Here is a 23,823-nt window from a genome sequence, read left to right on the forward strand (position 1 = left end):
CTGGAATTATTCTTATACCAGCTCGCATGGTTCCTGCCACCGCGGCTTGACCTGCCGCAAGGGGATGGCAGCCGATTGATTTTGCGGGGCGAAACAGCCAGAAGGGAGCCATGTCCGAGATCTCCACCCGCGATGCGGCCCGCGACGGCACCAATGCCAGGGATGCCGCCCGTGACACCGCCCGAGACAACGCCAGGGACAACGCCATGTCGGTGGCGGCGATCTCGTCGGAGCGCGCGGAGTCCGACGACAATGTCTGGACGCGCCGGCTGGTGCTGTTCCTGCGGGTGATGGCGCTGCTCGCGATCCTGAAGGGCCTCTATCACTGGGCGCAGGTCACGGGCTTCGTCGGCGGCGAGGACGAGGCGTTCGAGAACCAGTCGATGGCCTGGCAGGCCGCAACCGTCTACTTCGCGGTGATCGAGCTTGTCGCCGCGGTCGGCCTGTGGCTCGCCACGCCCTGGGGCGCGGTGGTGTGGCTGACCACCGTGGTGTCGATGGCGGTGATCGAGCTGATGTTCCCGGGCATCTATGGCGGCAGCCTGATCGTCGTCGGCGTCGAGGTCTTCATGCTCGCCGCGTATCTCGCGCTCGCCTGGATGGCCGCGCGCGAACGGCCGCCGTAGCAGTCACGCACGCAGTCATCTTGTAGGATGGGTAGAGCGAAGCGAAACCCATCGATGCAGTCGCGCGAGGGTGATGGGTTTCGCTTCGCTCTACCCATCCTACGGTCTGTCCAGCTCCGGGACACGCAAGGTTTCACGCTCGGTTGGTTGACTGTTGGTTTCGTAAAATTCGAGGTAACTTTTCGTTGACCTAGCGATATCCGCCACAGCTGTTGCGCGTCCGTTTCGAAACGGGGCGGGGCTGTTCTGGAATGTGACAGAGAGGGCGGACGGAGGGTGAACAGGACCTTGCCAGGGTCAACAGACGGTTGCGAAAAGCCCTTGTGGCACAGGCTTAATCCGCAATTCACTGTCTTAAATTCATGATCTCTTTATTCTCTTATTTAAGCCGATCTTCAAACGCCCCTCTTAAGTTGCACCTATCAGGCGGGACACAAGTTTCGTCGAATAAGTGTCGATAAAAACGACAACAGGGGAAGTGTCATGATGAAAGCCGTCGCAACTGCGGCAGATACCGCAGAGCGCGTCTCCGGCCAGCAGGGCTCGGTGCAGTCGCTCTATCTGGAAGCTTTGACTCTGGTGGAGCGGCTGCATCGTCGGCTCCTCGACGTCATCAAGGACGAGTTCGATCGCCGCGGCCGCGCGGACATCAATTCGGTGCAGGCGCTGCTGCTCTATAACATCGGCGACAAGGAGCTGACCGCGGGCGAGCTGCGCACGCGCGGTTACTATCTCGGCTCCAACGTCTCCTACAATCTGAAGAAGCTCGTCGAGCTCGGCTTCCTCGACCATCAGCGCTCGCGCGTTGATCGCCGCTCGGTGCGCATCCGCCTGACGCCGCAGGGCCAGGAAGTTCGCCGCATCGTGGACTCGCTCTACCAGAAGCACGTCAAGACGGTGGAGCAGGTCGGTGGCATCTCGGGCGAGGAGTTCTCCACGCTCAACAAGTCGCTGCACCGCCTCGAGCGGTTCTGGACCGACCAGATCCTGTATCGCCTCTGAGTTTCCAAGGGATCAAGGCCAAGCCGGCCCGCAACAAGACCGGCAAGCCTCCCGAACGTGCCTAACTTCCCCAAGCGCGCCGGCCCGGACTGTCCCGGACCGGTGCGTTTTGTCGTCTTTTCGCATTTGTTTCGCACTTGCGAAAAAATGTGCCGGCCGGCTGGAACCAGGTCCTCGCGTCGCAGTTGTCTCTGCGGATCGGAGGATGCGATGCTGGTCGAGCGCGGGTTGCAGGCAATGAACGTCGAGCTCGTGAGCGATGCCTATGCCATCGCCGCGAATTACCTCCGCCGCTCCGGCGCGATCCCCGACACGCTCGTCACCAACGAACGCCTGCTCGAGATCATCATCAAGCTGATCCAGCACGGCGAATTCAACAAGATCAGGCTCGCCAACAAGGCGATCGCCCGGTTCGAGGCGCAGTCCGAGGCCAGAGCGGTTGCCTGATCAAGATTCCCAAATCATCGACGAACCAGAGGGTGCCATGGAAGCCGCCATCGACCGCATCATGCAGACCTATGACCTGCTCGCAAACCGCACCGCAGCGGCGAGCGAGGAGGCGCGCATGAAGGTGACGAACTACCTCAATACCCTGATGGAAGCCGGAGAAAAGGACCCCCACAGGCTGACCGTCTGCGGCCTGACCTATCTGCGCCAGCTCGACGGCAGCGTGGACCCCGTGAAGGCGGGGTATACCGGGCTGTAGGGGAAATCCGACCGGCGCCGGGGGCGCCATTTAGGGTCCGAAGCGGCCCTTTAGGGATGATCCGATTGAGGCGGCTCCCGAGGACCGTCCTCGCTCCGAAATCCTTCAATCCCCACCATATCTTGCATAAATATCAGGCCCGACCCGCAAATGCTTGGCCGGGGGCGGGCGATGTGGTAGATCGCGCTCGCCGCTTCCGATCGCCACACCAAGACCCCCGTAGCCCGCCAAAAGGCTGCGGCGGTGGAGATATTCGCAAGATGACCCTCGCCAAAACCGCCTCTGCGCCCGATTCGTTTTTCACCGCCTCGCTCGAGCAGGCCGACCCGGAAATCGCCGCCGCCATCAAGGGCGAGCTCGGCCGGCAGCGCCATGAAGTCGAGCTGATCGCCTCCGAGAACATCGTCAGCCGGGCCGTGCTGGAAGCGCAGGGTTCGGTCATGACCAACAAATACGCCGAGGGTTATCCGGGCGCGCGCTATTACGGCGGTTGTGAGTGGGTCGACGTCGCCGAGAACCTCGCGATCGATCGCGCCAAGAAGCTGTTCGGCGCCAACTTCGCCAACGTGCAGCCGAACTCGGGCAGCCAGATGAACCAGGCCGTGTTCCTGGCGCTGCTGCAGCCCGGCGACACCTTCATGGGTCTCGACCTCGCGGCCGGCGGCCATCTCACCCACGGCTCGCCCGTCAACATGAGCGGCAAGTGGTTCAAGGCAGCGCACTACACCGTGCGCCGCGAGGACCAGCTCATCGACATGGACGCGGTCGCCAAGCAGGCCGAAGAGGTCAAACCGAAGCTGATCGTCGCCGGCGGCTCGGCCTATTCGCGCGCCTGGGACTTCAAGCGTTTCCGCGAGATCGCGGACTCGGTCGGCGCGTATCTGCTGGTCGACATGGCGCACTTCGCGGGCCTCGTTGCCGGCGGCGTGCATGCCTCCCCGGTGCCCTATGCCCACATCACCACGACCACGACGCACAAGTCGCTGCGCGGTCCGCGCGGCGGCCTGATGCTGTGGAATGACGAGGCGCTGACCAAGAAGTTCAACTCGGCGATCTTCCCGGGCCTGCAGGGTGGCCCGCTGATGCACGTGATCGCGGCGAAGGCGGTCGCCTTCGGCGAGGCGCTGCGTCCGGACTTCAAGGTCTACGCGAAGAACGTCGTCGAGAACGCCAAGGCGCTGGCCGAGGCGATGAAGGGCCACGGCTTCGATATTGTCTCCGGCGGCACCGATAACCATCTGATGCTGGTTGACCTCCGGCCGAAAGGCCTGAAGGGCAACGCCTCGGAGAAGGCGCTGGTTCGCGCCGCCATCACCTGCAACAAGAACGGCATTCCCTTCGACCCCGAGTCGCCGTTTGTCACCTCCGGTATTCGTCTCGGCACCCCGGCGGCGACCACGCGCGGCTTCGGCGTCGCCGAATTCCAGCAGGTCGGCGGCATGATCGCCGAGGTCCTCAACGCGATCGCGCAATCCTCCGACGGCAAGGCGCCGCTGGTGGAAGCTGCGATCAAGGAACGGGTCAAGGCGCTCACCGACCGGTTCCCGATCTACCAGTAAGGTCCAAGAAAACCGGTCAAGGCAAACGGATGCGCTGCCCGAACTGCAACAGTCTCGATACGCAGGTAAAGGACTCGCGTCCGACCGAGGACTCTTCCGTCATCCGCAGGCGGCGCGTGTGCGTCGCCTGCAATTTCCGCTTCACCACCTTCGAGCGCGTGCAGCTGCGCGAGCTCACGGTGATCAAGCGCAACGGCCGCCGCGTGCCGTTCGACCGCGACAAGCTGATGCGTTCGGTGTCGATCAGCCTGCGCAAGCGGCCGGTCGAGCCGGAGCGGGTGGAGAAGATGGTCTCCACCATCGTGCGCGAGCTCGAGACCGGCGGCGAGGCCGAGATCTCCTCCGAGGTGATCGGCGAGACCGTGATGGAGCATCTGCGCACGCTCGACGACGTCGCCTATGTGCGCTTCGCCTCCGTCTACCGCAATTTCCGCGAGGCCAAGGATTTCGCCGACGTGCTCGGCGAGCTCTCCGGTGAGGAGGAAGCGCGGCTCGCCGCGATCCGCAAATGATCTTCCGCATCCTGGAAGATCAGTTCGCCCAGAAGATCCGCGAGACCAAGGACGCCGATCGCCGCTTCATGCAGCTTGCGCTGTCGCTTGGCCGGCGTGGGCAGGGGCGCACTTGGCCCAATCCGGCCGTGGGCGCCGTCATCGTGAAAGACGGCCTGATCGTCGGCCGCGGCTGGACGCAGCCGGGCGGACGGCCGCATGGCGAGCCTGAGGCGCTACGGCGCGCAGGCGAGGCCGCGCGCGGCGCCACGCTCTACGTCACGCTCGAGCCATGCTCGCATTTCGGCAAATCGCCGCCCTGTGCCGATGCGGTGATCGCCGCCGGCATCAAGCGCGTCGTGGCGGCGATCGAGGATCCCAATCCTGAAGTCGCAGGCCAGGGCCATGCGCGCCTGCGCGCCGCCGGCATCACGGTCGATGTGGGTCTGTGCGCGGCAGAGGCCGCGTTCGACCATGCCGGCCATTTCCGCCGCATCCGCGATCACCGCCCGCATGTGATCCTGAAGCTTGCGGTCTCGCCCGACGGCAAGATCGGCGCGGCCGGCGGCAAGCCGCTCGCGATCACCGGTGAGGCCGTGCGCGACCGCGTGCATCTCCTGCGCGCGCGGTGCGACGCCATCCTGGTCGGGATCGGCACGGTGCTGGCGGACGATCCGCAGCTCAATTGCCGCCTGCCGGGCATGGCGGCACGATCGCCGGTGCGGGTGGTGCTCGACCAGAGCCTGCGCATTCCGGCTTCGAGCCAGCTCGTGGGCTCCGCGCGCGAGACGCCGCTTTGGGTAATCGCCTCCGAGCTTGCGGAGGCAGCCGCCGCGACACGCCTGGGGGCTGCGGGCACGCAGATCATCCGCGTACCGCCCGGCGACGCATCGGGCCTCGATCTTCCGGCCGTGCTGCATGCGCTGGCCGAAAAGGGCATCTCGCGGCTGATGGTCGAGGGCGGTAGCCGCGTTGCGGCATCGTTCGTCGCGGCCGACCTCGTCGACGAGATCTGGCTGTTCCGCGGCGCGGAAGAGGCGGGCCCCGGCGGCGTCGATGCGCTCGATGCATTGCCCCTGTCGAAAATCACGCAGTCGCAGGCCTACAAGGTTCATGCTAGCGAGACATTCGACAAGGATACTCTCACCATCTACGAGCGCGCTTAACATGTTCACCGGCATTGTCACCGATATCGGCGAGATCGTCAGCTTCACGCCTGTGGCGCAGGGCCAGTTGCACCGGCTGCGCATCGCCTGCAGCTATGACCAGACCACCATTGCCGACGGCGCCTCGATTGCCAGCAACGGCGTGTGCCTGACTGTGGTTGCTTCCGGCGTCGCAGGCGGCAAGGATTCTCCTCAAAAGACCTGGTATGACGTCGATGCGGCGGCCGAGACGCTGGCGCTGACGACGGCCAAGCACTGGAAGCTGGGCACGCGGCTCAATCTCGAGCGCGCGCTCAAGATCGGCGACGAGCTCGGCGGCCACATCGTCGCCGGCCATGCCGACGGCATCGCAACCGTCGTCAGTCGCGAGGACCTGCCCGACATGGCACGGTTCGAGCTCTCCACCACGCGGGAATTGGCGCGCTTCATCGCCACCAAGGGCTCGATCACGCTCGACGGCGTCTCGCTGACCGTCAATACGGTGAAGGATGTGACCTTTTCGGTGCTGATCATCCCGCATACGCTCGATGTCACCACGATCGGCGGCTGGAAGGCGGGCACTGAAGTCAATATCGAGGTCGATCTGATGGCCCGCTATGCGGCGCGGCTGACGGAAATGACGGCGTAGCCGTCATTCCGGGGCGATGCGTTAGCATCGAACCCGGAATCCCAAGATTCCGGGTTCGGCACTTCGAGCCGCCCCGGAATGACAGCGTCTTTGAACTTGGCTTACGTGCCTGCGGCGACTACATAACGCGCCGACCCAAGAGACGATTTACTAGAACGGATTGAGACGATGGCAGACGCGCGGCGCGCACCCCTGAAGGACCAGACCGACATTTCCGGCGCACGGGCGCTGATTGTCGAGGCTCGGTTCTATGACGATCTCCAGGACGCGCTCCTCGACGGCGCGGTGACCGAACTGAAGGCCGCCGGCCTGACCCATGACGTCATCACGGTTCCCGGTGCGCTGGAGATCCCGGCAGCGGTGGCGATCGCCGTCGATGCGGCTGCGGCCAACGGCAAGCCCTATGACGCGGTGATCGCGCTCGGCTGCGTCATCCGCGGCGACACCATCCATTTCGAGATCGTCTCGCAGGAATCCTCGCGCGCGCTGATGGACCTTGCGGTCGCGCGCAAGCTGCCGCTCGGCAACGGCATCCTCACCGTCAACAATGAGGACCAGGCCTGGGCGCGTGCCAGCGAGCTCAACAAGGGTGGCGACGCCGCGCGCGCCGCGCTCGCGATGCTGCGCATCAAGCGCCGCCTGGCGCGGGCCTGAGCCATGGCTGATCCCAAGAAAATGGCTGACATCAAGAAACCGGCCGGCGCGGCGGAGAAGAAAGCGAACAAGCGCGGTGCGGCGCGGCTCGCAGCCGTCCAGGCGCTGTACCAGATGGACATCGCCGGCGCCGGCATCAACGACATCTTCGCCGAGTTCGAGAGTCACTGGCTCGGCAACGAGGTCGAGGGTGACACCTATCTGCCGGCGGAAGCCGCGTTCTTTCGCGACGTCGTCTCCGGCGTCGTGCGCGACCAGAAGGAGCTCGATCCGCTGATCGACGAGGCGCTGTCGAAGGGCTGGCCCTTGAAACGGATTGAGGCGATCCTGCGCGCGGTGCTGCGGGCAGGGGCCTATGAGCTCCAGCATCGCAAGGACGTGCCGGGCCGCGTCGTGGTGTCCGAATATGTCGACGTCGCCAACGCCTTCGTCGACCGCGAGGAGACCGGCATGGTCAACGCCGTGCTCGACCAGATCGGCCGCCAGTTTCGCGGTGACGAGTTCGGGCGGGGGTAGGACACACATTCCGCTGTCATCACCCGCGAAGGCGGGTGATCCAGTACGCCGCGGCAGCGATAATTGATATCAGGCGTCTCGGCGTACTGGATCGCCCGGTCAAGCCGGGCGATGACAGCGGAGTGTAAGGCTAGGCAAGTGGCAAATCCGCAAAACCCCTCCGCCGAAGACTCCCTCATCGCGCGCTATTTCAAGCCGCTGGCGACTGATCCCGGTGCGTTTGGCCTCGTCGATGATGCCGCGGTGCTGTCCTCATCCGGTGACGACATCGTCGTCACCACTGACGCCGTGGTCGAGGGCGTGCATTATCTTGCCACCGACCCGCCCGACACGATCGCGCGAAAAGCGCTGCGGGTGAACCTGTCCGATCTCGCCGCCAAGGGCGCTGCGCCCGCAGGTTTCGTGTTGACGCTGGCGCTGCGCAGCAAGGAAGATTCGTGGCTCCGGCCGTTCGCGGATGCGCTGGGTGAGGATTCGACAGCCTTCGCATGTCCGCTGCTCGGCGGCGACACGGTGTCGACGCCGGGGCCGCAGATGATCTCGATCACCGCCTTCGGCCGCGTGCCGAAGGGGAGGATGGTCGGCCGCACCGGCGGAAGGCCAGGCGACCGCATCCTGGTGACGGGGACGATCGGCGATGCCGCGCTCGGGCTCGACGTGCTCACCGGCGGCGCGGCAGTGGCGGCGCTTGCCTCCGATCCCGCCGCCAAGGAAGCGCTCATCTCGCGCTATCGCATCCCGCAGCCACGCAACACGCTGGCGCAGGCCGTGCGCGATCATGCCACAGCCGCGATGGACGTGTCCGACGGGTTGGCCGGCGATCTGACCAAGCTCTGCGCGGCCTCAGGCGTCTCGGCGACGGTCGACGTAGCGCGCGTGCCGCTGTCCGCGGCGGCGGCAGGACTGATCGCCCGTAACGCAATTGGCATCGAGACGCTGCTTGCCGGGGGCGACGATTACGAGGTGCTCTGTACGGTGCCGGCCGCGCAGGCTGATGCGCTGATTGCCGCAGGCCGCGCCGTCGGCGTTGCCGTCACGGCGATCGGCACGATTGTCGCGGGTCACGAACGGCCGCGCTTCCTGGACGGGCAGGGCCAGGAACTGGCCTTGAAGCGGCTGTCCTACAGCCATTTCTAGGAATTGCTCCAAACCGGGGGCCGGGCGCTTGGGCTCAGCCTAAATACCAGCCGAGATCGGCCTTTTCGGCCTTATCCGGCGTTGCACCCTCAATTTGATTTTGGCAAGCTCGCAACCGATTAAAGCCGCCTGGGGGCGGCTTTGTTCAAAATCAAGGCGCCGCACCGCTCGACGGACAACAAAAGGCGCCGGGGGTACATCAAGGATCTGAGGCAAAAATCACATGACAGCATTATGGTTGATAGTGCTCTGCGGAGTGCTTTCCGTCGTCTACGCGATTTGGGCGACGTCTTCGGTGTTGAGCGCGGATGCGGGGTCACCGCGTATGCAGGAGATCGCGGGAGCTGTGCGTGAAGGCGCACAGGCGTATCTCCGGCGCCAGTACACCACGATCGGTATCGTCGGCATCGTCATCTTCTTGCTGCTCGTCTATTTCCTCGGTCTTTATGTCGCGATCGGTTTTGCTATCGGCGCCATCCTGTCGGGGGCGGCCGGCTTCATCGGCATGAACGTCTCGGTCCGCGCCAATGTGCGTACCGCGCAGGCGGCGACGACGTCGCTCGCCGGCGGCCTCGAGCTCGCCTTCAAGGCGGGCGCGATCACCGGCATGCTGGTGGCGGGTCTCGCGCTCCTCGGCGTAACGCTCTATTTCGGCTTCCTGGTGCATTCGTTGAAGCTTGCGCCCGATAGCCGCACCGTCATCGACGCCATGGTGGCGCTCGGCTTCGGCGCCTCTCTGATCTCGATCTTCGCCCGTCTCGGCGGCGGCATCTTCACCAAGGGTGCGGACGTCGGCGGCGACCTCGTCGGCAAGGTCGAGGCCGGCATCCCGGAGGATGATCCGCGCAACCCCGCGACCATCGCCGATAACGTCGGCGACAACGTCGGCGACTGCGCCGGCATGGCCGCCGACCTGTTCGAGACCTATGCGGTGACCGCGGTCGCCACCATGGTGCTCGCGGCGATCTTCTTCGCCAAGACGCCGATCCTCTCCAACATGATGACGCTGCCGCTTGCCATCGGCGGCATCTGCATTATCACCTCGATCATCGGTACCTTCTTCGTGAAGCTCGGGCCGAGCCAGTCGATCATGGGCGCGCTCTACAAGGGCCTGATCGCAACCGGCGTCCTGTCGCTGATCGGCATCGCCGGCGTGATCTACTACCTGATCGGCTTCGGCAAGCTCGACGGCGTCGACTACACCGGCGCGGCGCTGTTCGAATGCGGCGTGGTCGGTCTCGTCGTCACCGCGCTGATCATCTGGATCACCGAATACTACACCGGCACGGACTATCGTCCGGTGAAGTCGATCGCCCAGGCGTCGGTGACCGGTCACGGCACCAACGTGATCCAGGGCCTCGCCGTCTCGATGGAAGCGACCGCGCTGCCCGCGATCGTCATCATCGCCGGCATCCTGGTCACCTACAGCCTTGCCGGCCTGTTCGGCATCGCGATCGCGACCGCCACGATGCTGGCGCTGGCCGGCATGGTCGTCGCGCTCGACGCGTTCGGCCCGGTGACGGACAACGCCGGCGGCATCGCCGAAATGGCGGGCCTGCCGAAGGAAGTGCGCAAGTCGACCGACGCGCTCGATGCGGTCGGCAACACCACCAAGGCGGTGACGAAGGGCTATGCGATCGGCTCCGCCGGTCTCGGTGCTCTCGTGCTGTTCGCGGCCTACAACCAGGACCTCAAGTTCTTCGTCGCGGGGTCCGCGCAGCATCCTTACTTCGCCGGCGTCAATCCGGACTTCTCGCTGAACAATCCCTACGTCGTGGTGGGCCTGCTGTTCGGCGGCCTGCTGCCGTACCTGTTCGGCGCGATGGGCATGACCGCGGTCGGCCGGGCGGCGGGCGCGATCGTCGAGGAGGTCCGTCGCCAGTTCCGCGAGAAGCCGGGCATCATGCAGGGCACCGACAAGCCGGATTACGGCAAGGCGGTCGACCTGCTCACCCGCGCGGCGATCAAGGAAATGATCATCCCCTCGCTGCTGCCGGTGCTGTCGCCGATCGTCGTCTACTTCCTGATCTACGTGATCGCGGGCGGCGGTGCTGCCGGCAAGTCGGCGGCGTTCTCGGCCGTGGGTGCCATGCTGCTCGGCGTGATCGTGACGGGCCTGTTCGTCGCGATCTCGATGACCTCGGGCGGCGGCGCCTGGGACAACGCCAAGAAGTACATCGAGGACGGTCATTTCGGCGGCAAGGGTTCTGATGCCCACAAGTCGGCCGTGACCGGCGACACCGTCGGCGATCCCTACAAGGACACGGCCGGCCCCGCAGTGAACCCGATGATCAAGATCACCAACATCGTGGCCCTGCTGCTGCTGGCGATCCTGGCGCACTGAACTGCGAGCAGTGGCTCAAGATAACCCCGCGGCGAAAGCCGCGGGGTTTTTGTCAGGGGCAGCGCAGTCCGGCTGCACGACACAACAGAGGTCGACGGTCGAGCTTCAGGCTTTCGGCTCCGATCCGTCCTTGGCTCTTTGCGCAAATACTTCCTTTGCTGCGAACAGGCCGTTGAGGGCAGCAGGGAAGCCGGCATAGACGGCCATCTGGATGAGGATCTCAATAATTTCCTCTCGGCCAAGCCCGACATTCAGGCCTGCCTCGATATGCACCTTGAGCTGGGGTGCGGCATTCCCCATGGCCGCGAGCGCGGCGATCGTTGCGATTTCGCGCGAACGGAGGTCGAGCCCGGGCCGTGAGTAGATGTCGCCAAATGGAAATTCGAATACATAGGTGGCGAAGTCCGGGGCGATATCACCAAGCGCCGCCACGACCTTATGGCCGGCCTCTCCGTCGATCTCAGCGAGTGCGCGGCGACCGCGCTCCAACCGGCTTTCGCCGGCGTTCGGGAAGTGTTGCATCATAATCCTTCATCCTCTGTTCCGTTTCGGCATAACCGCCGATCTTGGTGTCGAGGACGAGAAGACAGGCATTCAGTTCGTCGACGTGGGCACGCACGCTTTCACGGTGCCGCTCAAGCAGCGCGCGCCGCTCGGCCTCGGTGCCGCTGCCTCGGTCCCGGAGTTCTGCGTAAAGCAGCATGTCCCGGATCGGCATGCCGGTCGTCTTCAGCCGGCCGAGAAACTCGATCCACACAAGGATCGAGGCATCGTAGTCACGTCGGCTGGATCGATCCCGGTCGGCGTAAGGCAACAGTCCGATCCGCTCGTAGTAGCGGATCGTATGGGCGGTCAGTCCGGAACGCTTCGCGAGTTCGCCGATCTTCATTCCTGTCTCTCATCACGACGCACGGAAACTACGAATTCGAGCGCACTCTAAGTCAAGAGAGTTTCTGTGGCCTAGCCTCCATGACAAAAGACAAAACCCCGCGGCTCGCGCCGTGGGGTTTCTGTGTTCTGGTAGGGTGGATTCGACGCGCGGCGCCTACTGCACGTCCATCTGCAGCCCTTCCTTCTGGATGATGCCGGCGAATTTCTTCGTCTCGGCGTCGACGAAGGCGGCGAACTGCTCCGGCGTGCCGTAGTCGGCGCGGGCGCCCATGGCGGCGATGTTCTTCTTGATGTCGTCGCGCTCAAGCATCGCCTTGACCTGGAGATTGAGCGCTTCGAGCACGGCCGGCTGCACGCCCTTCGGCAGGAACACCGAGAACCAGGACGACACGTCGAAATTGGCCAGCTCCGGCGCGCTCTCGCGCATGGTCGGCAGCTCCTTGGCGAGGTCGCTGCGCTCGGGCGTGGTGACGCAGAGGCCGGTGAGGGTGCCGTTCTGCACCTGCGGCAGGCTCGGATAGAGATTGTCGAACAGGATCTGGATATCGCCGGCGAGCGCGGCCTGGAGCGCGGGGCCGGCGCCGCGGAACGGAATATGGGTCATCTTCAGCCCGGTGAGCTGGAGGAACCAGGCGCCGGTGAGGTGAGGGCTCTGGCCCACGCCCGAGGAGGCGTAGCTGAGCTTGTCCGGATTGGCCTTGAGATAGGCGATCAGCTCAGGGACCGATTTGATGCCGGTCTTTGGATGCGCCGAGACGATGTTCGGGATCCGGATCATGTTGGAGACCGGCTGGAGCTGGTCCGGCTTGTAGGTCAGGTTCTTGAAGATGCTGTAGGCGATCGCGTTCGGGCCGGGATTGCCGATCAGGATGGTCTGTCCGTCAGGCTTGGCGCGGACCACCTCGGCGGTGCCGATCGTGCCGCCGCCGCCGGAGCGGTTTTCCACGACGGCCGACTGGCCCCAGGCGGTTTGCAGATGGGCGGCGAGCAGCCGGCCCATGACGTCGGTCGAGCCGCCGGCCGCAGCCGGCACGATGACGCGAACGGTTTCGGTCGGTTTCCAGTCCGCCAGGCTCGATCGTGGCAGGATCGCTGCGGCCGAGATGCCGGCCGCGCCGGAGAGCACCTGGCGACGAGACAGAAATTTGGTGGGCACGAATCTACTCCCTGCTTCTTGTTTTGCAGGGAGCGTATGGAACCCGGCGCGCAACGGCAAGTCGCACGCGAGGGCAAGTGCCGCGCCAAGAGCGGCACGACGCCGCAGGCTGAATGCTCAGTTAAAGCTGAGCAGCTTGAACAGCGGCGCGAGGTAGCTCATCTCCTGACCCGACGTCGCCGTGGTGCGGCTGATGAAGTCGAAGATCTTGCCGTCCTGCAGCCCGTAATTCGCCAGGCGCCGGACGCGCCGGTTCTTGTCGAAATAGATCGCGATGACGCGCTGGTCGACCACCTTCTGGTTCATGAAGGCGACCATGCGCTCGGAGCGCTGCGAGATGTAATAGAAGACCTCGCCGTCGAGGGTCGCGACCGTGGAGGGGGTGCCCATCACGATCAGCACTTGGTCCTGGCTCGCGCCGATCGGAATCTGCTCCAGCGCGCCGGGCGGCAGGATGTAACCCTTCTGGAACTGCTCTCCGGTGCAGCCCGCGAGCGCCACGCCGACCAGGGCGACGGCCGCGGCCAAGCGCAAGCCGCGCCAGCGTGCATGAAGGCCGCGCCGCTTGGTTGCGCGCAGGCTGGTCTGGTTCGTTATCGTCATAGCGGAACTGATTCCGTCCCCTTGCGTCGCGCGAGGCGCTGAAGTACCGGGCGGGGGCTCTGAATGCAACACGCGCGCGCCCGCTTGCGGAAACCACAATGCTTTGGCCGTTCAATCACTTCAGGAAACCCCGGCTAACCCCTGCGGGCACCATTGAAGCCATCTATGGCATGATCGTGACGCAGGCGCGAGAACCCATATTTTACCGGGACTTGAGCGTGCCGGATACGGTTAACGGGCGTTTCGATCTGTTGCTGCTGCATCTCTGGCTGCTGCTGCGTCGCCTGCGCACGGTTCAGGGCGCCACGGAGCTGTCGCAGGCGCTGTTCGACCGGTTCTGTGAGGACATGGACGACAATCTGCGCGAGATGGGGGTCGGCGACCAGACCGTGCCGAAGCGGATGAAGGCGTTCGGCGAGGCCTTTTACGGTCGGGTGCAGGCCTATGACCAAGCGGTGGATGCCGGTGGTGAGGCGCTGGCGGCGGCGATCTGCAAGAATATCCTGAACGGGACCGGCATGGACCACGCGCGGCAGCTCGCGGCCTATGCCCGGGCCACGGAGGCCGATCTCGGCCGGACCGATGAGGCCGCGCTGCTGCGTGCGTCCTTCAAGTTTCCCCCGCAAGTTTCCCCCGGCGCTTCCTGAGGATGTCACGCCATGAGTCGACCAAACGCCGAAACCAAGCCCGATCCCTGGCGGTCGCCGGTCATCGTCGCGCAGATTCCGGACACCGGCCTGCATCGCAAGCTCGAGGCCTCCGCCGCTGAACGGCAGGCCATGGCCGAACTCGCCGGCGTGCGGGAGGTTCTGTCTGCCCAGGCCGATCTCGTCGTCGTGCCGAAGAGCGGCGGCCGGTTTCAGGTGACGGGGCTGGTCCGCGCCCGGATCGGCCAGACCTGCGTGGTCACGCTCGATCCGATCGAGAACGAGATCGAGGAGGATGTGGATCTGATATTCGCCCCCGAGGCCGAGGCACGGCGCCTCGCCGATCTGATCGAGGAGGGCCAGGACGACGAGGAGCCGCCGGAGATCGCCGATCCCCCGGAGGCGATCGTCAATGGCATCATCGATCTCGGCCGGCTCGCCACCGACGCGCTGTTCCTGGCGATCGACCCCTATCCGCGCAAGGAAGGGGCCGTGTTCGAGGCCGAGGTCACGGCACCGGACCCCGAGGATCACCCGTTTGCCGCGCTGAAGGCGCTTCAGGACAACAAGAAGGGCAAGAAGAAGGGGAAATAGCTGGGCATTCCCCGTAAGACCACCTTGTGACGCGGCGTGAGGTGTCTGCGGGAGTGGTTTGAGAGGCTGGTTTATCCTCTTGATTTCTATGTATTTCTTCGTGAATTCGCAGGTCCGCCGCCGGATCGTCCCGCGTGCAAAAGGCTGGGGGCAAGAGGTTGTTTCGGGATAACAAAACGCTATTGTCGCGCCCCGGTCCGGGTGCGGCGTGGCGCTTGACCGGTCGCCATGTCCATGGCGAACCCATTTTGCGGGCCCGCTCGTTCAGGACCGCACCAGACCCAGGTTTCCAGGACTTTCATGCCTAGCAAGGTTCGCATCGCGCTTGACGCCATGGGGGGCGACGACGGCGCCGCCGTGGTCATTCCGGGCGCCGCCATCTCGCTCGGCAGGCATCGCGATACCGAATTCCTGCTGGTCGGCGACCGCGCCCGGATCGAGCCCGAGCTCGAGAAGCATCCCGAGCTCAAGGCCGCTTCGAAGATCGTCCATACGGATGTTGCCATCAGCGGCTCGGACAAGCCGAGCGTGGCGCTGCGGCGCGGCCGCAAGACCTCCTCGATGTGGCTCGCCATCGATGCCGTGAAAAAGGGCGAGGCGGATGTCGCGGTCTCCGCCGGCAATACCGGCGCGCTGATGGCAATGTCGCGCTTCCATTTGCGCACGCTGCCGGGCATCGACCGCCCGGCCATCTCCGGGATCTGGCCGACCAGGCGCGGCTCGTCCGTCGTGCTCGACCTCGGCGCCACCATCGGCGGCGATGCGCACCATCTGGTGTCGATGGCGGTCATGGGCGCGGCGAAGGCGAGCGTGCTGTTCAACAAGAAGCGGCCCACGGTCGGCCTGCTCAACATCGGGACCGAGGAGGTCAAGGGGCACGAGGAGATTCGCGAAGCCGGCGAGATCCTGCGTGCGCGGAACCTGCCCGAGCTCGACTATATCGGCTTCGTCGAGGGCGACGGCATCGGCAAGGGGGTCGCCGATGTGATCGTGACCGAGGGTTACAGCGGCAATATCGCGCTCAAGACCGCCGAAGGAACCGCGCGCCAGATGGCGGACTTGCTCCGCAACGAATTGCAGCGGAGCTGGTTGACCAAGCTCGGCTACCTCTTTGCGCGCAATGCCTTCCAGGCCCTGCGCGACAAGATGGATCCCAACAAGTCCAATGGCGGCGTGCTGCTGGGACTGAAAGGGGTCGTGGTCAAGAGCCATGGCGGAACCAACGCCGAAGGCTTTGCCTATGCGATCGATGTTGGCTATGAGATGGCTCACTACGATCTCCTGAACAAGATCAATCAGATGCTCAACCGCGAGGGTGGTGCACTCAGTTCCGTGCAGACCGCGCCGGAGGATGTTTCGTGACTCAAATTCGTTCGGTCGTGCTGGGCTGCGGCTCTTATTTGCCGGAGCAGGTGGTGACCAACGCCCAGTTGGCGGCGCGTATCGACACGTCCGACGAGTGGATCGTGCAGCGCACCGGCATTCGCGAGCGGCACATCGCGGCCGAGGGCGAGTTCACCTCGCATCTGGCGCTCAAGGCGGCCCAGGCCGCGCTCACCGATGCCGGCGTGGACGCCCAGTCGATCGAGCTGATCGTGCTGGCGACCTCGACGCCCGACAACACCTTCCCCGCCAGCGCCGTCGCGGTGCAGCACGGGCTCGGCATCAACCACGGCGCGGCCTTCGACCTGCAGGCGGTCTGCTCGGGCTTCGTGTTCGCGCTCGCCACCGCCGACAATTTCCTGCGCACCGGCGCCTACAAGCGGGCGCTGGTGATCGGTGCGGAGACCTTCTCGCGCATCCTGGACTGGAACGACCGCGGCACCTGCGTGCTGTTCGGCGACGGCGCCGGCGCGGTCGTGCTCGAGGCGCAGGAGCAGCCGGGCAATCCCGCGACCGACCGCGGCATCGTCACCACGCATCTGCGGTCCGACGGCCGCCACAAGGCCAAACTGTTCGTCGACGGCGGGCCGTCCTCGACCCAGACCGTCGGCCATCTGCGCATGGAGGGCCGCGAGGTCTTCAAGCACGCGGTCGGCATGATCACCGACGTGATCGTCGACGCCTTCAAGGCGACCGGGCTCAATGCCGACGGCATCGACTGGTTCGTGCCGCACCAGGCCAACAAGCGAATCATCGACGCCTCCGCCCACAAGCTGCACATCGCGCCGGAGAAGGTGGTGCTGACGGTGGACCGTCACGGCAACACCTCGGCCGCCTCGATCCCACTGGCGCTGGCGGTGGCGCGCAAGGACGGTCGCATCAAGCGTGGCGACATGGTCCTGCTGGAGGCCATGGGCGGCGGCTTCACCTGGGGCTCGGCCCTGGTGCGCTGGTAGAGCCACAATCGATAAAATTTTGCCGGAATTAGCCGCCATTATCGATGCGTCTGCATTGATGAGCGCTGTTGACCGCCGTATCGTAAGCTCATAATTTCAGACAACAATTGTTCGCCGTGATGTGGGGCAGGGCGATGACCGATCAAAGTAAAACCGTAACGCGTGTCGATCTCTGCGAAGCCGTCTACCAGAAGGTGGGCCTGTCGCGGACGGAATCGTCTGCGTTCGTGGAACTCGTGCTGAAGGAGATCACCGACTGCCTCGAAAAGGGTGAGACGGTGAAACTGTCCTCGTTCGGCTCCTTCATGGTTCGCAAGAAGGGTCAGCGTATCGGACGCAATCCGAAGACCGGCACCGAGGTGCCAATCTCGCCGCGCCGTGTCATGGTGTTCAAGCCGTCGGCGATTCTGAAGCAGCGGATCAACACCCAGCACCGCGGCAACGGCGACGCCAGCAAGGCGCAACCCGAGGCGTAAATCGCCCCGCGCGGAGGATATGGCATTTGGACAAGGCGCCGGATGCGTTCCGAACCATCAGCGAAGTAGCGCAGGAACTCGACATTCCGCAGCATGTGCTGCGGTTCTGGGAGACCCGCTTCTCCCAGATCAAGCCGATGAAGCGCAGCGGCGGCCGCCGCTATTACCGCCCCGACGACGTCGATCTGCTCAAGGGCATCCGCCGGCTGCTCTACGGGGAGGGCTACACCATCCGCGGGGTGCAGCGGATCCTGAAAGAGCACGGCGTCAAATCGGTGCAGGGCCTCGCCGACGGCTCGGCCGCGGTCTCCTTCGGCGCGATCGAGGACGCCATCGGGCAGAGCCTGATGGAGCCCGAGGACGAGGCGCCCATCAAGGGCATCACTGACGCCGACGATGACGACTACCAGGGCGACGAAGAGGAAGGCATCGACTTCCGCTTCACCGAGGTCGACGACGAGGAAATCCTCACCACCTTCCGCAAGGGCGGCTCGGCCCCGACGCCGGCCGGCCCCAGCGCGCTTGACCGGGAACGGCTCGGCCGGGTGCTCGCCGACCTCGTTGCCATCAGGGAGATGCTGGACCAGGCGCTGAAGGACGGCTAGGGGCGGTTCGGGCGGCCTGCGGGCAGTTCCGGCGGCTTTCGGCTCCGCGCCCATTCAGGCAACACACCAAAATGGTGTGACCTTGCCTTGCGCAAAGCAGCGATCCTAGCTAATGGAACGACGTTCGGAGCGTGGCGCAGCCCGGTTAGCGCACTAGTCTGGGAGACTAGGGGTCGGAGGTTCAAATCCTCTCGCTCCGACCATTTTTTTCAAATCATCTGTCGGGCGGATTTACGGTCGGCGTGAGCTCGCTCCCGCCGGGGACGCATGCACGCCGATCAGCGGTGGGTGGCTGCTTCGGGGGGCGGCAAACCAAAATGCCGAAAACAACCCCATGCACAGTAGCGAAGTCATTGACGGATTTCGTTTTTCCGAAGCGATTTGACCTGTCGGGCGAGGCAGGAGCACAATGTCATTATGCCTGGATCGAGAAAGATCTAAGAAAGCTGCTTCAGGGGTTGCGTCGCATTGAAGTGCGTTAAAAACGAAACTTAAGTCAGTGCTGAACTTCAGTTAAGGTCCTTCAAAAGCGTCGCCAGAACGTCCCTGCGGAGGATGGCCCTATCGCGATTAGCGGCTGAGAACGTGCTGCCGGGCTTATTCGAGAAATCAACCTCCTTTTGCGCTTTGTCATGTTCCTTTTGGACGATGTTTCGCGCTGCAATGAAACCGGGGGTATTCGCGAGCGGATGAGATGGCATGGTTCGTCTCTCTCTTTTGTTTGATCCAGATTTATTTCCTTGTAAGCCGTGGCGCGCATTAGCGCTTCGAGCGCTATGTTGCCGATCAGCCAAGGGGCGATCATGGTGACTATGAACGATTTCCGCGAAGAGTTGCAGGCCCAGATCAAGCGAGCAATTAGACAAGGAAGACCGCATGTCGAAATCAACGCGGGCGAGTTGCACCGCGTTGTTAGCCCGTCGGAGAACCGGCATCCGATGGCTTGCGCTGCGATGCGAGAATTTCAGAAGCCGTCGGACGAGGTGATTCATGCCCCTCCAGCTGGGGACGGGCCATCCTTCACGCTCCGCTACATGCTGCCTCGATAGGCGTACGTTTGCTTAGGGGGTGCTCCTAACCGCTCGCTCCACAGAAGTAACACCCGCTGCCTCTTGCCCGCGACCGGCGAGACGACGCGCGTTGTGGTACGGACGTCAATCTATCTCAAATACCCCACCACCATCCGCGTCGTCTCGTCCACCAGCACCTTCACCGTCTTCTCCGTCAGCATCTCGGCCTGGTTCAGCACCGTGTTGTGCGCGACGGATTCGATCGAGCTGACGCAGATGAAGGTTGCGATGTCGAGGTCGATCTTGCGCATCTCCTTGCGGCGGCTTTCGAGATAGGTGCGCACCAGCGTGTGGACCTCGCGGTTGAAGGCTTCGACGTCGGCGAGCTGGCCGGTGCGCGGGATCTGCTCGGCCAGCACGCGATGCAGTTTCGGGTCGATGCGGTGGGCCTCGATCGCGACGGTCACCAGTTTTCGTACGGCTTTGTCGACCGGCAGGTCGGCGACCTCGCTGAGGGCCGCGCGGACGATGCCCATGATCTCTTCGTTGTGACGGTCGATCACGGCGGCGACGAGCGCCTCCTTGCTTGGAAAATACTGGTAGAGCGAGCCGACGCTGACGCCGGCGACCTCGGCGATCCGGTTGGTGCTCGTCTTCTCGAAACCGTCATGGACCAGAATGCGAGCAGTCGCCTCGACCAGTGCGTCGACGGTGGCGCGCGAGCGCGCCTGCGAGGCATTTTTCCGGGGATTTGTCGGCGGCTTGCGCGCCATGGCGATGCGGTCCCGAATGCGAGTGGAAAAAGCGAGCGAATGCTCGCATTATATCCACGCGCGGCAACCTTCCGGCAACCCTCCTCTGTCGCCATATGGATGCCGAGCCACGCGGAGAACGGATCATGAGCGTTGCAAGACTTGTGTCGGCTTTGCAGTTTTGTCCGGGAGGCTGCGTGTTTGGCGCGCGGGCGCCCCGCGATCCCGCACCGAGCCTGCAGAGTCGCGCCTTCAACCTGCTGCTCGGGCAGCTCCCCTACAAGCAGCAGCTTGCCTCCGCTGAGGCCGTGCTGTCGCATGTGCAGAAGCTCGCATTGGAGCCTGTAACGTTCGAGCCGACGGGGCTGGGCCGCGGCGTGGAGGCGACGCTGACCAAGATGGGCGGATGGCCGGTCTATTACACCGCGCCGTCCTCGGGCCATGAGGGCTGCAACTTCGTCATGTTCCTGCATGGCGGCGGCTACATCAACGAGATCGTGCCGGCGCATTGGCGCTTCGTCGGCCAGATGACGCGCAAGGCGGGCGTCGTCTGCGTCGTGCCGATCTATCCGCTGGCGCCGCGCGCCACGGCGAAGGATGTCGTGCCGGCGACGGCCGAGCTGCTGCGGATGCTGTTGGAAGATGCGGGGTCTGCAAAGGTCACGGTGGTCGGCAATTCCGCCGGCGCGGGCCTTGCGCTCGCGGCGTGCCAATGGCTGCGTGATCGTGGCCACCGCCAGCCGAACCGGCTGATGCTGATCTCGCCCGCGGCAGATGCGTCGGTGAGCCGTCCCGAGCAGGTCGCGATCGCGGCGCGCGATCCGATCCAGGACATTCCGGGGATCGTCGAAGCGGGGCGGCTCTATGCCGGCGATCTCGATCTCGGCCATCCTTTCGTCAGCCCGCTCAACGGCGCGTTCCGCGCGCTCGCGCCGATGACGATCTTCTCGGGCACGCGCGATCTGCTCTACCCTGATAGCGTCGATCTTGCGGAGCGCGCGAGGGCGGTGGGCGTGCCGGTCGAGCTGCATCTGCTCCGCGACCAGCCGCATAATTATGCGCTGATGCCGACGCCGGAGGGACGGCGGGCGCGTGCGATGATCCTGCGTGCGGTGGCGTGAGGGAAAAGCGTGACGGATGTCACAGGCCGCGCCGCCACGCGGGGCCTGGCGCCGGCACGTCCGCGCGGAGGGATAAGGCGGCCCCCGGGCGTTTCCTCGCGTGGTCTTGGTATCAGTCGTCCTGGTACCAGTAGTTTTGCGGAACCTTAAGCGTGGCCCTTGATCTCGTAGTGACCCGGCACGCATTTGTAGCGCTCGAGGCGCCAATTGGCGTGATAGATCGGATGCTCGCCCATCCATTTCGCAAGCGGTGCCTGTGCGCCGACCGCACACTGCATCATCGAAATCTCGGGCGTCATGTTGCTGTCGGTCACGATTTCCTCGACGCAACTGCCTGAGCTAGCTGCGCTAAGCCGGCAGAGCACGGCTACGACGGTCACGAACATTCCAGTCACCTCATCGGTAGTTTCAGACCACGAAGAGGATGCAAGTGGAGTGCCAGAGCCTGTGGCGCGAACAACACGCTGGCCTGGCCGACTCGACCCAGCGTCCAACCCCATTTGGCGATTCGGATTGTAAAAAAACTGCCCCTAAACCGAAGCCGGGCAACTACGGGGAACCCGGGGGAAATTCACTGGGAAATGCGCCGGAATGAGCGATTGTGGGGGCAGTGCTGCACGAGCGACCCCTTCACAAGTCTGGCCGGGCCGATACCCTTCGATGCGCGCGGATACTCGTCAAAAGAGCGGGACCGCCACACGACATTGGAAACGCGAGGGCTGAAGCATGAAGGTGAGACCGACCGGCGTGATCCCGCCGATGACGACGCCGTTCCGCAAAGACGGCGAGATCGATTACAAGCTGGTGGCGCCCCAGGTCGACTGGATGATCGGCGCCGGCGCGCATGGCGTTGCCGCCGGCGGCTCGACCGGCGAGGGCCACACGCTCGATCACGAGGAATATCGCGACCTGATGGCAGCGACGGTGGAGGCGGTGAACGGGCGCATACCCGTCATCGCCGGCATCATCGTGGACTCCACGCGCGATGCGATCCGCCGCGGCAAGCTGGTGCGCGACATGAATGTCGCGGCCCTCCAGGTCACGCCGGTGCATTACCTGTTCAAGCCCGATGACGAGGCGATGGTCGCGCATTTCCGCGCCATGGCTGATGAGACCGGCATGCCGATCATCATCTACAACGTCGTGCCGTGGTCGTATCTCTCGCCGGCGCTGCTGACGCGGATCATGACCGAGGTGCCGCTGGTGGTCGGCGTCAAGCAGAGCGCGGGCGATCTCAAGCTGTTCGCGGACCTCATGATGATGGCGCCGGACAAGCTGATCTACAGCGCGGTCGATGCCCTGATGTATCCGTCCTATACGCTCGGGGCCCATGGCTCGATCGCTGCGATCCTGACCGCGGCGCCGCATGCCTCCGTCGCGCTGTGGGATGCGGTGAAGGCCGGCGATCATCCGCGCGCGCTCGAGCTGCACAAGAAGCTGCTGACGCTGTGGAACGCGATCATTGGCGACAATCTGCCGGCCTGCACGCGCTACGCGCAGATGCTCCAGGGCCTGCCGAAGACGTATCCGCGGGCGCCGATGCCGGAAGCCTCGAGCGCGCAGCAGGCTGCGACCCGCAAGGCGCTGGAGGCGCTCGGGGCGCTGGGCGGGAAGCGCGTCGAAGCGGCCGAATAGTCCGTCCGCCGAAATAACGGATGTCGAAAAGCAGCGCCGATCCGCTTTTACCTGCGGATGCGGCGCTGCTACATTTTGCGCGCGCCGCGGCCAACCGCGCTAGCTGTGAAGAAACATACCGACAAGGGGAGGGACTGAAGTCCCATGAAGGATTTTGCAGGAAAGATCGCCGTCATCACCGGCGGCGGTACGGGAATGGGACGCGAGCTCGCGCGGCAGCTCGTTGCCGAGGGCTGCAATGTGGCGATGTGCGACGTCTCGGAAGCCGCCATGGCCGAGACCAAGCGGCTTTGTGAAGTCGAGAAGCTGCCGCAGGGCCTGCGCGTCACCACGCATGTCGCCGACGTCTCGATCGAGGATCATCTCAAGCGTTTTCGCGACGAGCTCGCCGAGCAGCAGAAGACCGACCGGATCCATCTGCTGTTCAACAATGCCGGCATCGGTGGCGGCGGCAGCCTGTTCACAAACACGCGCGAGCAATGGGAGCGCACCTTCAACATCTGCTGGGGCGGCGTCTATCTCGGCGTGCGCACCTTCCTGCCGATGCTGGTCGCAGCCGACGAGGCCCACATCGTCAACACCGCCAGCGTCAACGGCTTCTGGGCCTCGATCGGCATGGGCCAGGCGCACACCGCCTACAGCTCGGCCAAGTTCGCGGTGAAAGGATTTACCGAAGCGTTGATCAACGACCTTCGCCTGCACGCGCCGCATGTCAAATGCTCGGTGGTGATGCCAGGCCACATCGGCACCTCGATCGTCTCCAACTCGCGCAAGGTGCAGAGCAGTGACGGCTCGGAGCGGCTCAACGCCGACGAGGTCGCGCTGACGCGCAAGCGCATGGTCGCGGCCGGCGTGCCGGATGCCGACAAGATGTCGGACGAGGACATCCAGGCGGTGTTCGCCGAGCGTGCCCGCAGCTTCCTGGAGGATGCGCCGACGACGGCCGCGCAGGCCGCAAAAATCATCCTCGACGGGGTCAAGGCGGAGCGTTGGCGCATTCTTGTGGGCGAGGACGCAAAACGTCTTGACGAGCGCGTGCGGGCAACACCCGAGCAGGCCTACGACCGCAGCTTCTACGAAAGCTTTACGCAGGAGGTCGGCTGGCGACTCGGCTGAATTCCCGTTGGCTGAGATCGTCAACGATCGCGCGCCGATGTAGGTATGA

General features: G+C 64.5%; 28 protein-coding genes and 1 tRNA gene. 22 read left to right on the forward strand and 7 right to left on the reverse strand.

Features of this window, described 5'->3' with window-relative positions; genetic code table 11:
* Positions 1-110: 110 nt before the first annotated feature.
* The 12 genes from VGR99_RS19610 (at position 111) to VGR99_RS19665 (ending at position 10,829) form a co-directional block, all read left to right on the forward strand.
* On the forward strand, positions 111-626 hold the full coding sequence (locus VGR99_RS19610; protein WP_326900610.1) for a DUF6163 family protein: 516 nt from the start codon (positions 111-113) through the stop codon (positions 624-626).
* Between the two features lie 483 nt (positions 627-1,109).
* The gene (gene ldtR, locus VGR99_RS19615) at positions 1,110-1,628 is read left to right on the forward strand and encodes a transcriptional regulator LdtR (RefSeq protein ID WP_011087797.1); all 519 of its coding nucleotides are present in this window, start codon (positions 1,110-1,112) and stop codon (positions 1,626-1,628) included.
* A gap of 210 nt (positions 1,629-1,838) precedes the next feature.
* Positions 1,839-2,075, forward strand: a complete 237-nt coding sequence (locus VGR99_RS19620; RefSeq protein WP_326900612.1) for a hypothetical protein — start codon at positions 1,839-1,841, stop codon at positions 2,073-2,075.
* A 37-nt stretch (positions 2,076-2,112) separates the two neighbouring features.
* Positions 2,113-2,334, forward strand: coding sequence for a hypothetical protein (locus VGR99_RS19625; protein ID WP_326900613.1), 222 nt, complete (start codon positions 2,113-2,115; stop codon positions 2,332-2,334).
* 260 nt (positions 2,335-2,594) lie between these two features.
* Positions 2,595-3,893 (forward strand): serine hydroxymethyltransferase, encoded by a 1,299-nt coding sequence (gene glyA, locus VGR99_RS19630; RefSeq protein WP_326900614.1) that lies wholly within the window; start codon positions 2,595-2,597, stop codon positions 3,891-3,893.
* Between the two features lie 29 nt (positions 3,894-3,922).
* Positions 3,923-4,405: a transcriptional regulator NrdR gene (gene nrdR, locus VGR99_RS19635; protein WP_128951432.1), complete on the forward strand. Its 483-nt coding sequence runs from the start codon at positions 3,923-3,925 to the stop codon at positions 4,403-4,405.
* A complete protein-coding gene (ribD, locus tag VGR99_RS19640; RefSeq protein WP_326900615.1) occupies positions 4,402-5,550 on the forward strand; it encodes a bifunctional diaminohydroxyphosphoribosylaminopyrimidine deaminase/5-amino-6-(5-phosphoribosylamino)uracil reductase RibD in 1,149 nt (382 codons plus the stop codon). The genes nrdR and ribD overlap by 4 nt, the downstream gene beginning before the upstream one ends.
* A 1-nt stretch (position 5,551) precedes the next feature.
* Positions 5,552-6,178, forward strand: coding sequence for a riboflavin synthase (locus VGR99_RS19645; RefSeq protein ID WP_326900616.1), 627 nt, complete (start codon positions 5,552-5,554; stop codon positions 6,176-6,178).
* Positions 6,179-6,346: 168 nt separating this feature from the next.
* On the forward strand, positions 6,347-6,832 hold the full coding sequence (gene ribH / locus VGR99_RS19650; protein ID WP_326900617.1) for a 6,7-dimethyl-8-ribityllumazine synthase: 486 nt from the start codon (positions 6,347-6,349) through the stop codon (positions 6,830-6,832).
* Between the two features lie 21 nt (positions 6,833-6,853).
* Complete coding sequence (gene nusB, locus VGR99_RS19655) at positions 6,854-7,348, forward strand: transcription antitermination factor NusB (protein ID WP_326900682.1); 495 nt, start codon at positions 6,854-6,856, stop codon at positions 7,346-7,348.
* A 111-nt stretch (positions 7,349-7,459) separates the two neighbouring features.
* Positions 7,460-8,485 carry a thiamine-phosphate kinase gene (thiL, locus tag VGR99_RS19660; protein WP_326900618.1) on the forward strand — a complete coding sequence of 342 codons (1,026 nt, stop codon included), beginning with the start codon at positions 7,460-7,462 and terminating at the stop codon, positions 8,483-8,485.
* 223 nt (positions 8,486-8,708) lie between these two features.
* Positions 8,709-10,829, forward strand: coding sequence for a sodium-translocating pyrophosphatase (locus VGR99_RS19665; protein WP_326900620.1), 2,121 nt, complete (start codon positions 8,709-8,711; stop codon positions 10,827-10,829).
* Positions 10,830-10,934: 105 nt separating this feature from the next.
* On the opposite strand, the gene VGR99_RS19670 is transcribed toward VGR99_RS19665, so the two are convergent.
* The 4 genes from VGR99_RS19670 to VGR99_RS19685 all read right to left on the reverse strand — a co-directional run bounded on the left by VGR99_RS19670 (position 10,935) and on the right by VGR99_RS19685 (position 13,479).
* Positions 10,935-11,351: a carboxymuconolactone decarboxylase family protein gene (locus tag VGR99_RS19670; protein ID WP_326900683.1), complete on the reverse strand. Its 417-nt coding sequence runs from the start codon at positions 11,349-11,351 to the stop codon at positions 10,935-10,937.
* Positions 11,290-11,718, reverse strand: a complete 429-nt coding sequence (locus VGR99_RS19675; RefSeq protein WP_212432257.1) for a MerR family transcriptional regulator — start codon at positions 11,716-11,718, stop codon at positions 11,290-11,292. The genes VGR99_RS19670 and VGR99_RS19675 overlap by 62 nt, the downstream gene beginning before the upstream one ends.
* Before the next feature lie 156 nt (positions 11,719-11,874).
* A complete protein-coding gene (locus VGR99_RS19680; protein ID WP_326900621.1) occupies positions 11,875-12,876 on the reverse strand; it encodes a tripartite tricarboxylate transporter substrate binding protein in 1,002 nt (333 codons plus the stop codon).
* A 117-nt stretch (positions 12,877-12,993) separates the two neighbouring features.
* Complete coding sequence (locus tag VGR99_RS19685) at positions 12,994-13,479, reverse strand: outer membrane protein assembly factor BamE (protein WP_326900622.1); 486 nt, start codon at positions 13,477-13,479, stop codon at positions 12,994-12,996.
* 98 nt (positions 13,480-13,577) lie between these two features.
* On the opposite strand from VGR99_RS19685, the gene VGR99_RS19690 reads away from it, so the two are divergent.
* The 7 genes from VGR99_RS19690 (at position 13,578) to VGR99_RS19720 (ending at position 18,343) form a co-directional block, all read left to right on the forward strand.
* Positions 13,578-14,126, forward strand: a complete 549-nt coding sequence (locus VGR99_RS19690) for a ubiquinol-cytochrome C chaperone family protein (protein ID WP_326900623.1) — start codon at positions 13,578-13,580, stop codon at positions 14,124-14,126.
* A 12-nt stretch (positions 14,127-14,138) separates the two neighbouring features.
* Complete coding sequence (locus VGR99_RS19695) at positions 14,139-14,720, forward strand: DUF177 domain-containing protein (RefSeq protein ID WP_326900624.1); 582 nt, start codon at positions 14,139-14,141, stop codon at positions 14,718-14,720.
* A gap of 300 nt (positions 14,721-15,020) precedes the next feature.
* Positions 15,021-16,082 (forward strand): phosphate acyltransferase PlsX, encoded by a 1,062-nt coding sequence (gene plsX / locus VGR99_RS19700; RefSeq protein WP_326900625.1) that lies wholly within the window; start codon positions 15,021-15,023, stop codon positions 16,080-16,082.
* A complete protein-coding gene (locus VGR99_RS19705) occupies positions 16,079-17,059 on the forward strand; it encodes a beta-ketoacyl-ACP synthase III (protein ID WP_326900626.1) in 981 nt (326 codons plus the stop codon). The genes plsX and VGR99_RS19705 overlap by 4 nt, the downstream gene beginning before the upstream one ends.
* 134 nt (positions 17,060-17,193) lie before the next feature.
* Positions 17,194-17,535 (forward strand): integration host factor subunit alpha, encoded by a 342-nt coding sequence (locus VGR99_RS19710; RefSeq protein ID WP_028152484.1) that lies wholly within the window; start codon positions 17,194-17,196, stop codon positions 17,533-17,535.
* A 26-nt stretch (positions 17,536-17,561) separates the two neighbouring features.
* Positions 17,562-18,140 carry a MerR family transcriptional regulator gene (locus VGR99_RS19715; protein ID WP_326900629.1) on the forward strand — a complete coding sequence of 193 codons (579 nt, stop codon included), beginning with the start codon at positions 17,562-17,564 and terminating at the stop codon, positions 18,138-18,140.
* 125 nt (positions 18,141-18,265) lie between these two features.
* A tRNA-Pro gene (locus VGR99_RS19720) sits at positions 18,266-18,343 on the forward strand.
* Positions 18,344-18,649: 306 nt separating this feature from the next.
* Here VGR99_RS19720 and VGR99_RS19725 read toward each other — a convergent pair.
* Positions 18,650-19,132 (reverse strand): hypothetical protein, encoded by a 483-nt coding sequence (locus VGR99_RS19725; protein ID WP_326900630.1) that lies wholly within the window; start codon positions 19,130-19,132, stop codon positions 18,650-18,652.
* Between the two features lie 167 nt (positions 19,133-19,299).
* A complete protein-coding gene (locus tag VGR99_RS19730; RefSeq protein WP_326900631.1) occupies positions 19,300-19,923 on the reverse strand; it encodes a TetR/AcrR family transcriptional regulator in 624 nt (207 codons plus the stop codon).
* A 176-nt stretch (positions 19,924-20,099) separates the two neighbouring features.
* Here VGR99_RS19730 and VGR99_RS19735 point away from each other — a divergent pair, with 176 nt between their 5' ends.
* Entirely contained in the window at positions 20,100-21,023 is a 924-nt protein-coding gene (locus tag VGR99_RS19735; protein ID WP_326900632.1) for an alpha/beta hydrolase fold domain-containing protein, read from the forward strand.
* A gap of 146 nt (positions 21,024-21,169) precedes the next feature.
* On the opposite strand, the gene VGR99_RS19740 is transcribed toward VGR99_RS19735, so the two are convergent.
* Positions 21,170-21,409, reverse strand: coding sequence for a hypothetical protein (locus tag VGR99_RS19740; protein ID WP_015685698.1), 240 nt, complete (start codon positions 21,407-21,409; stop codon positions 21,170-21,172).
* A gap of 340 nt (positions 21,410-21,749) precedes the next feature.
* Between VGR99_RS19740 and VGR99_RS19745 the strand changes: the two genes are divergently transcribed.
* Both VGR99_RS19745 and VGR99_RS19750 read left to right on the forward strand, forming a co-directional pair.
* Positions 21,750-22,658, forward strand: a complete 909-nt coding sequence (locus tag VGR99_RS19745) for a dihydrodipicolinate synthase family protein (RefSeq protein WP_326900633.1) — start codon at positions 21,750-21,752, stop codon at positions 22,656-22,658.
* A 144-nt stretch (positions 22,659-22,802) separates the two neighbouring features.
* Positions 22,803-23,774 (forward strand): SDR family NAD(P)-dependent oxidoreductase, encoded by a 972-nt coding sequence (locus tag VGR99_RS19750; protein WP_326900635.1) that lies wholly within the window; start codon positions 22,803-22,805, stop codon positions 23,772-23,774.
* Positions 23,775-23,823: the final 49 nt, after the last annotated feature.

It is taken from the genome of Bradyrhizobium sp., from assembly GCF_035935975.1.
In the GTDB taxonomy this organism is placed as follows: domain Bacteria; phylum Pseudomonadota; class Alphaproteobacteria; order Rhizobiales; family Xanthobacteraceae; genus Bradyrhizobium.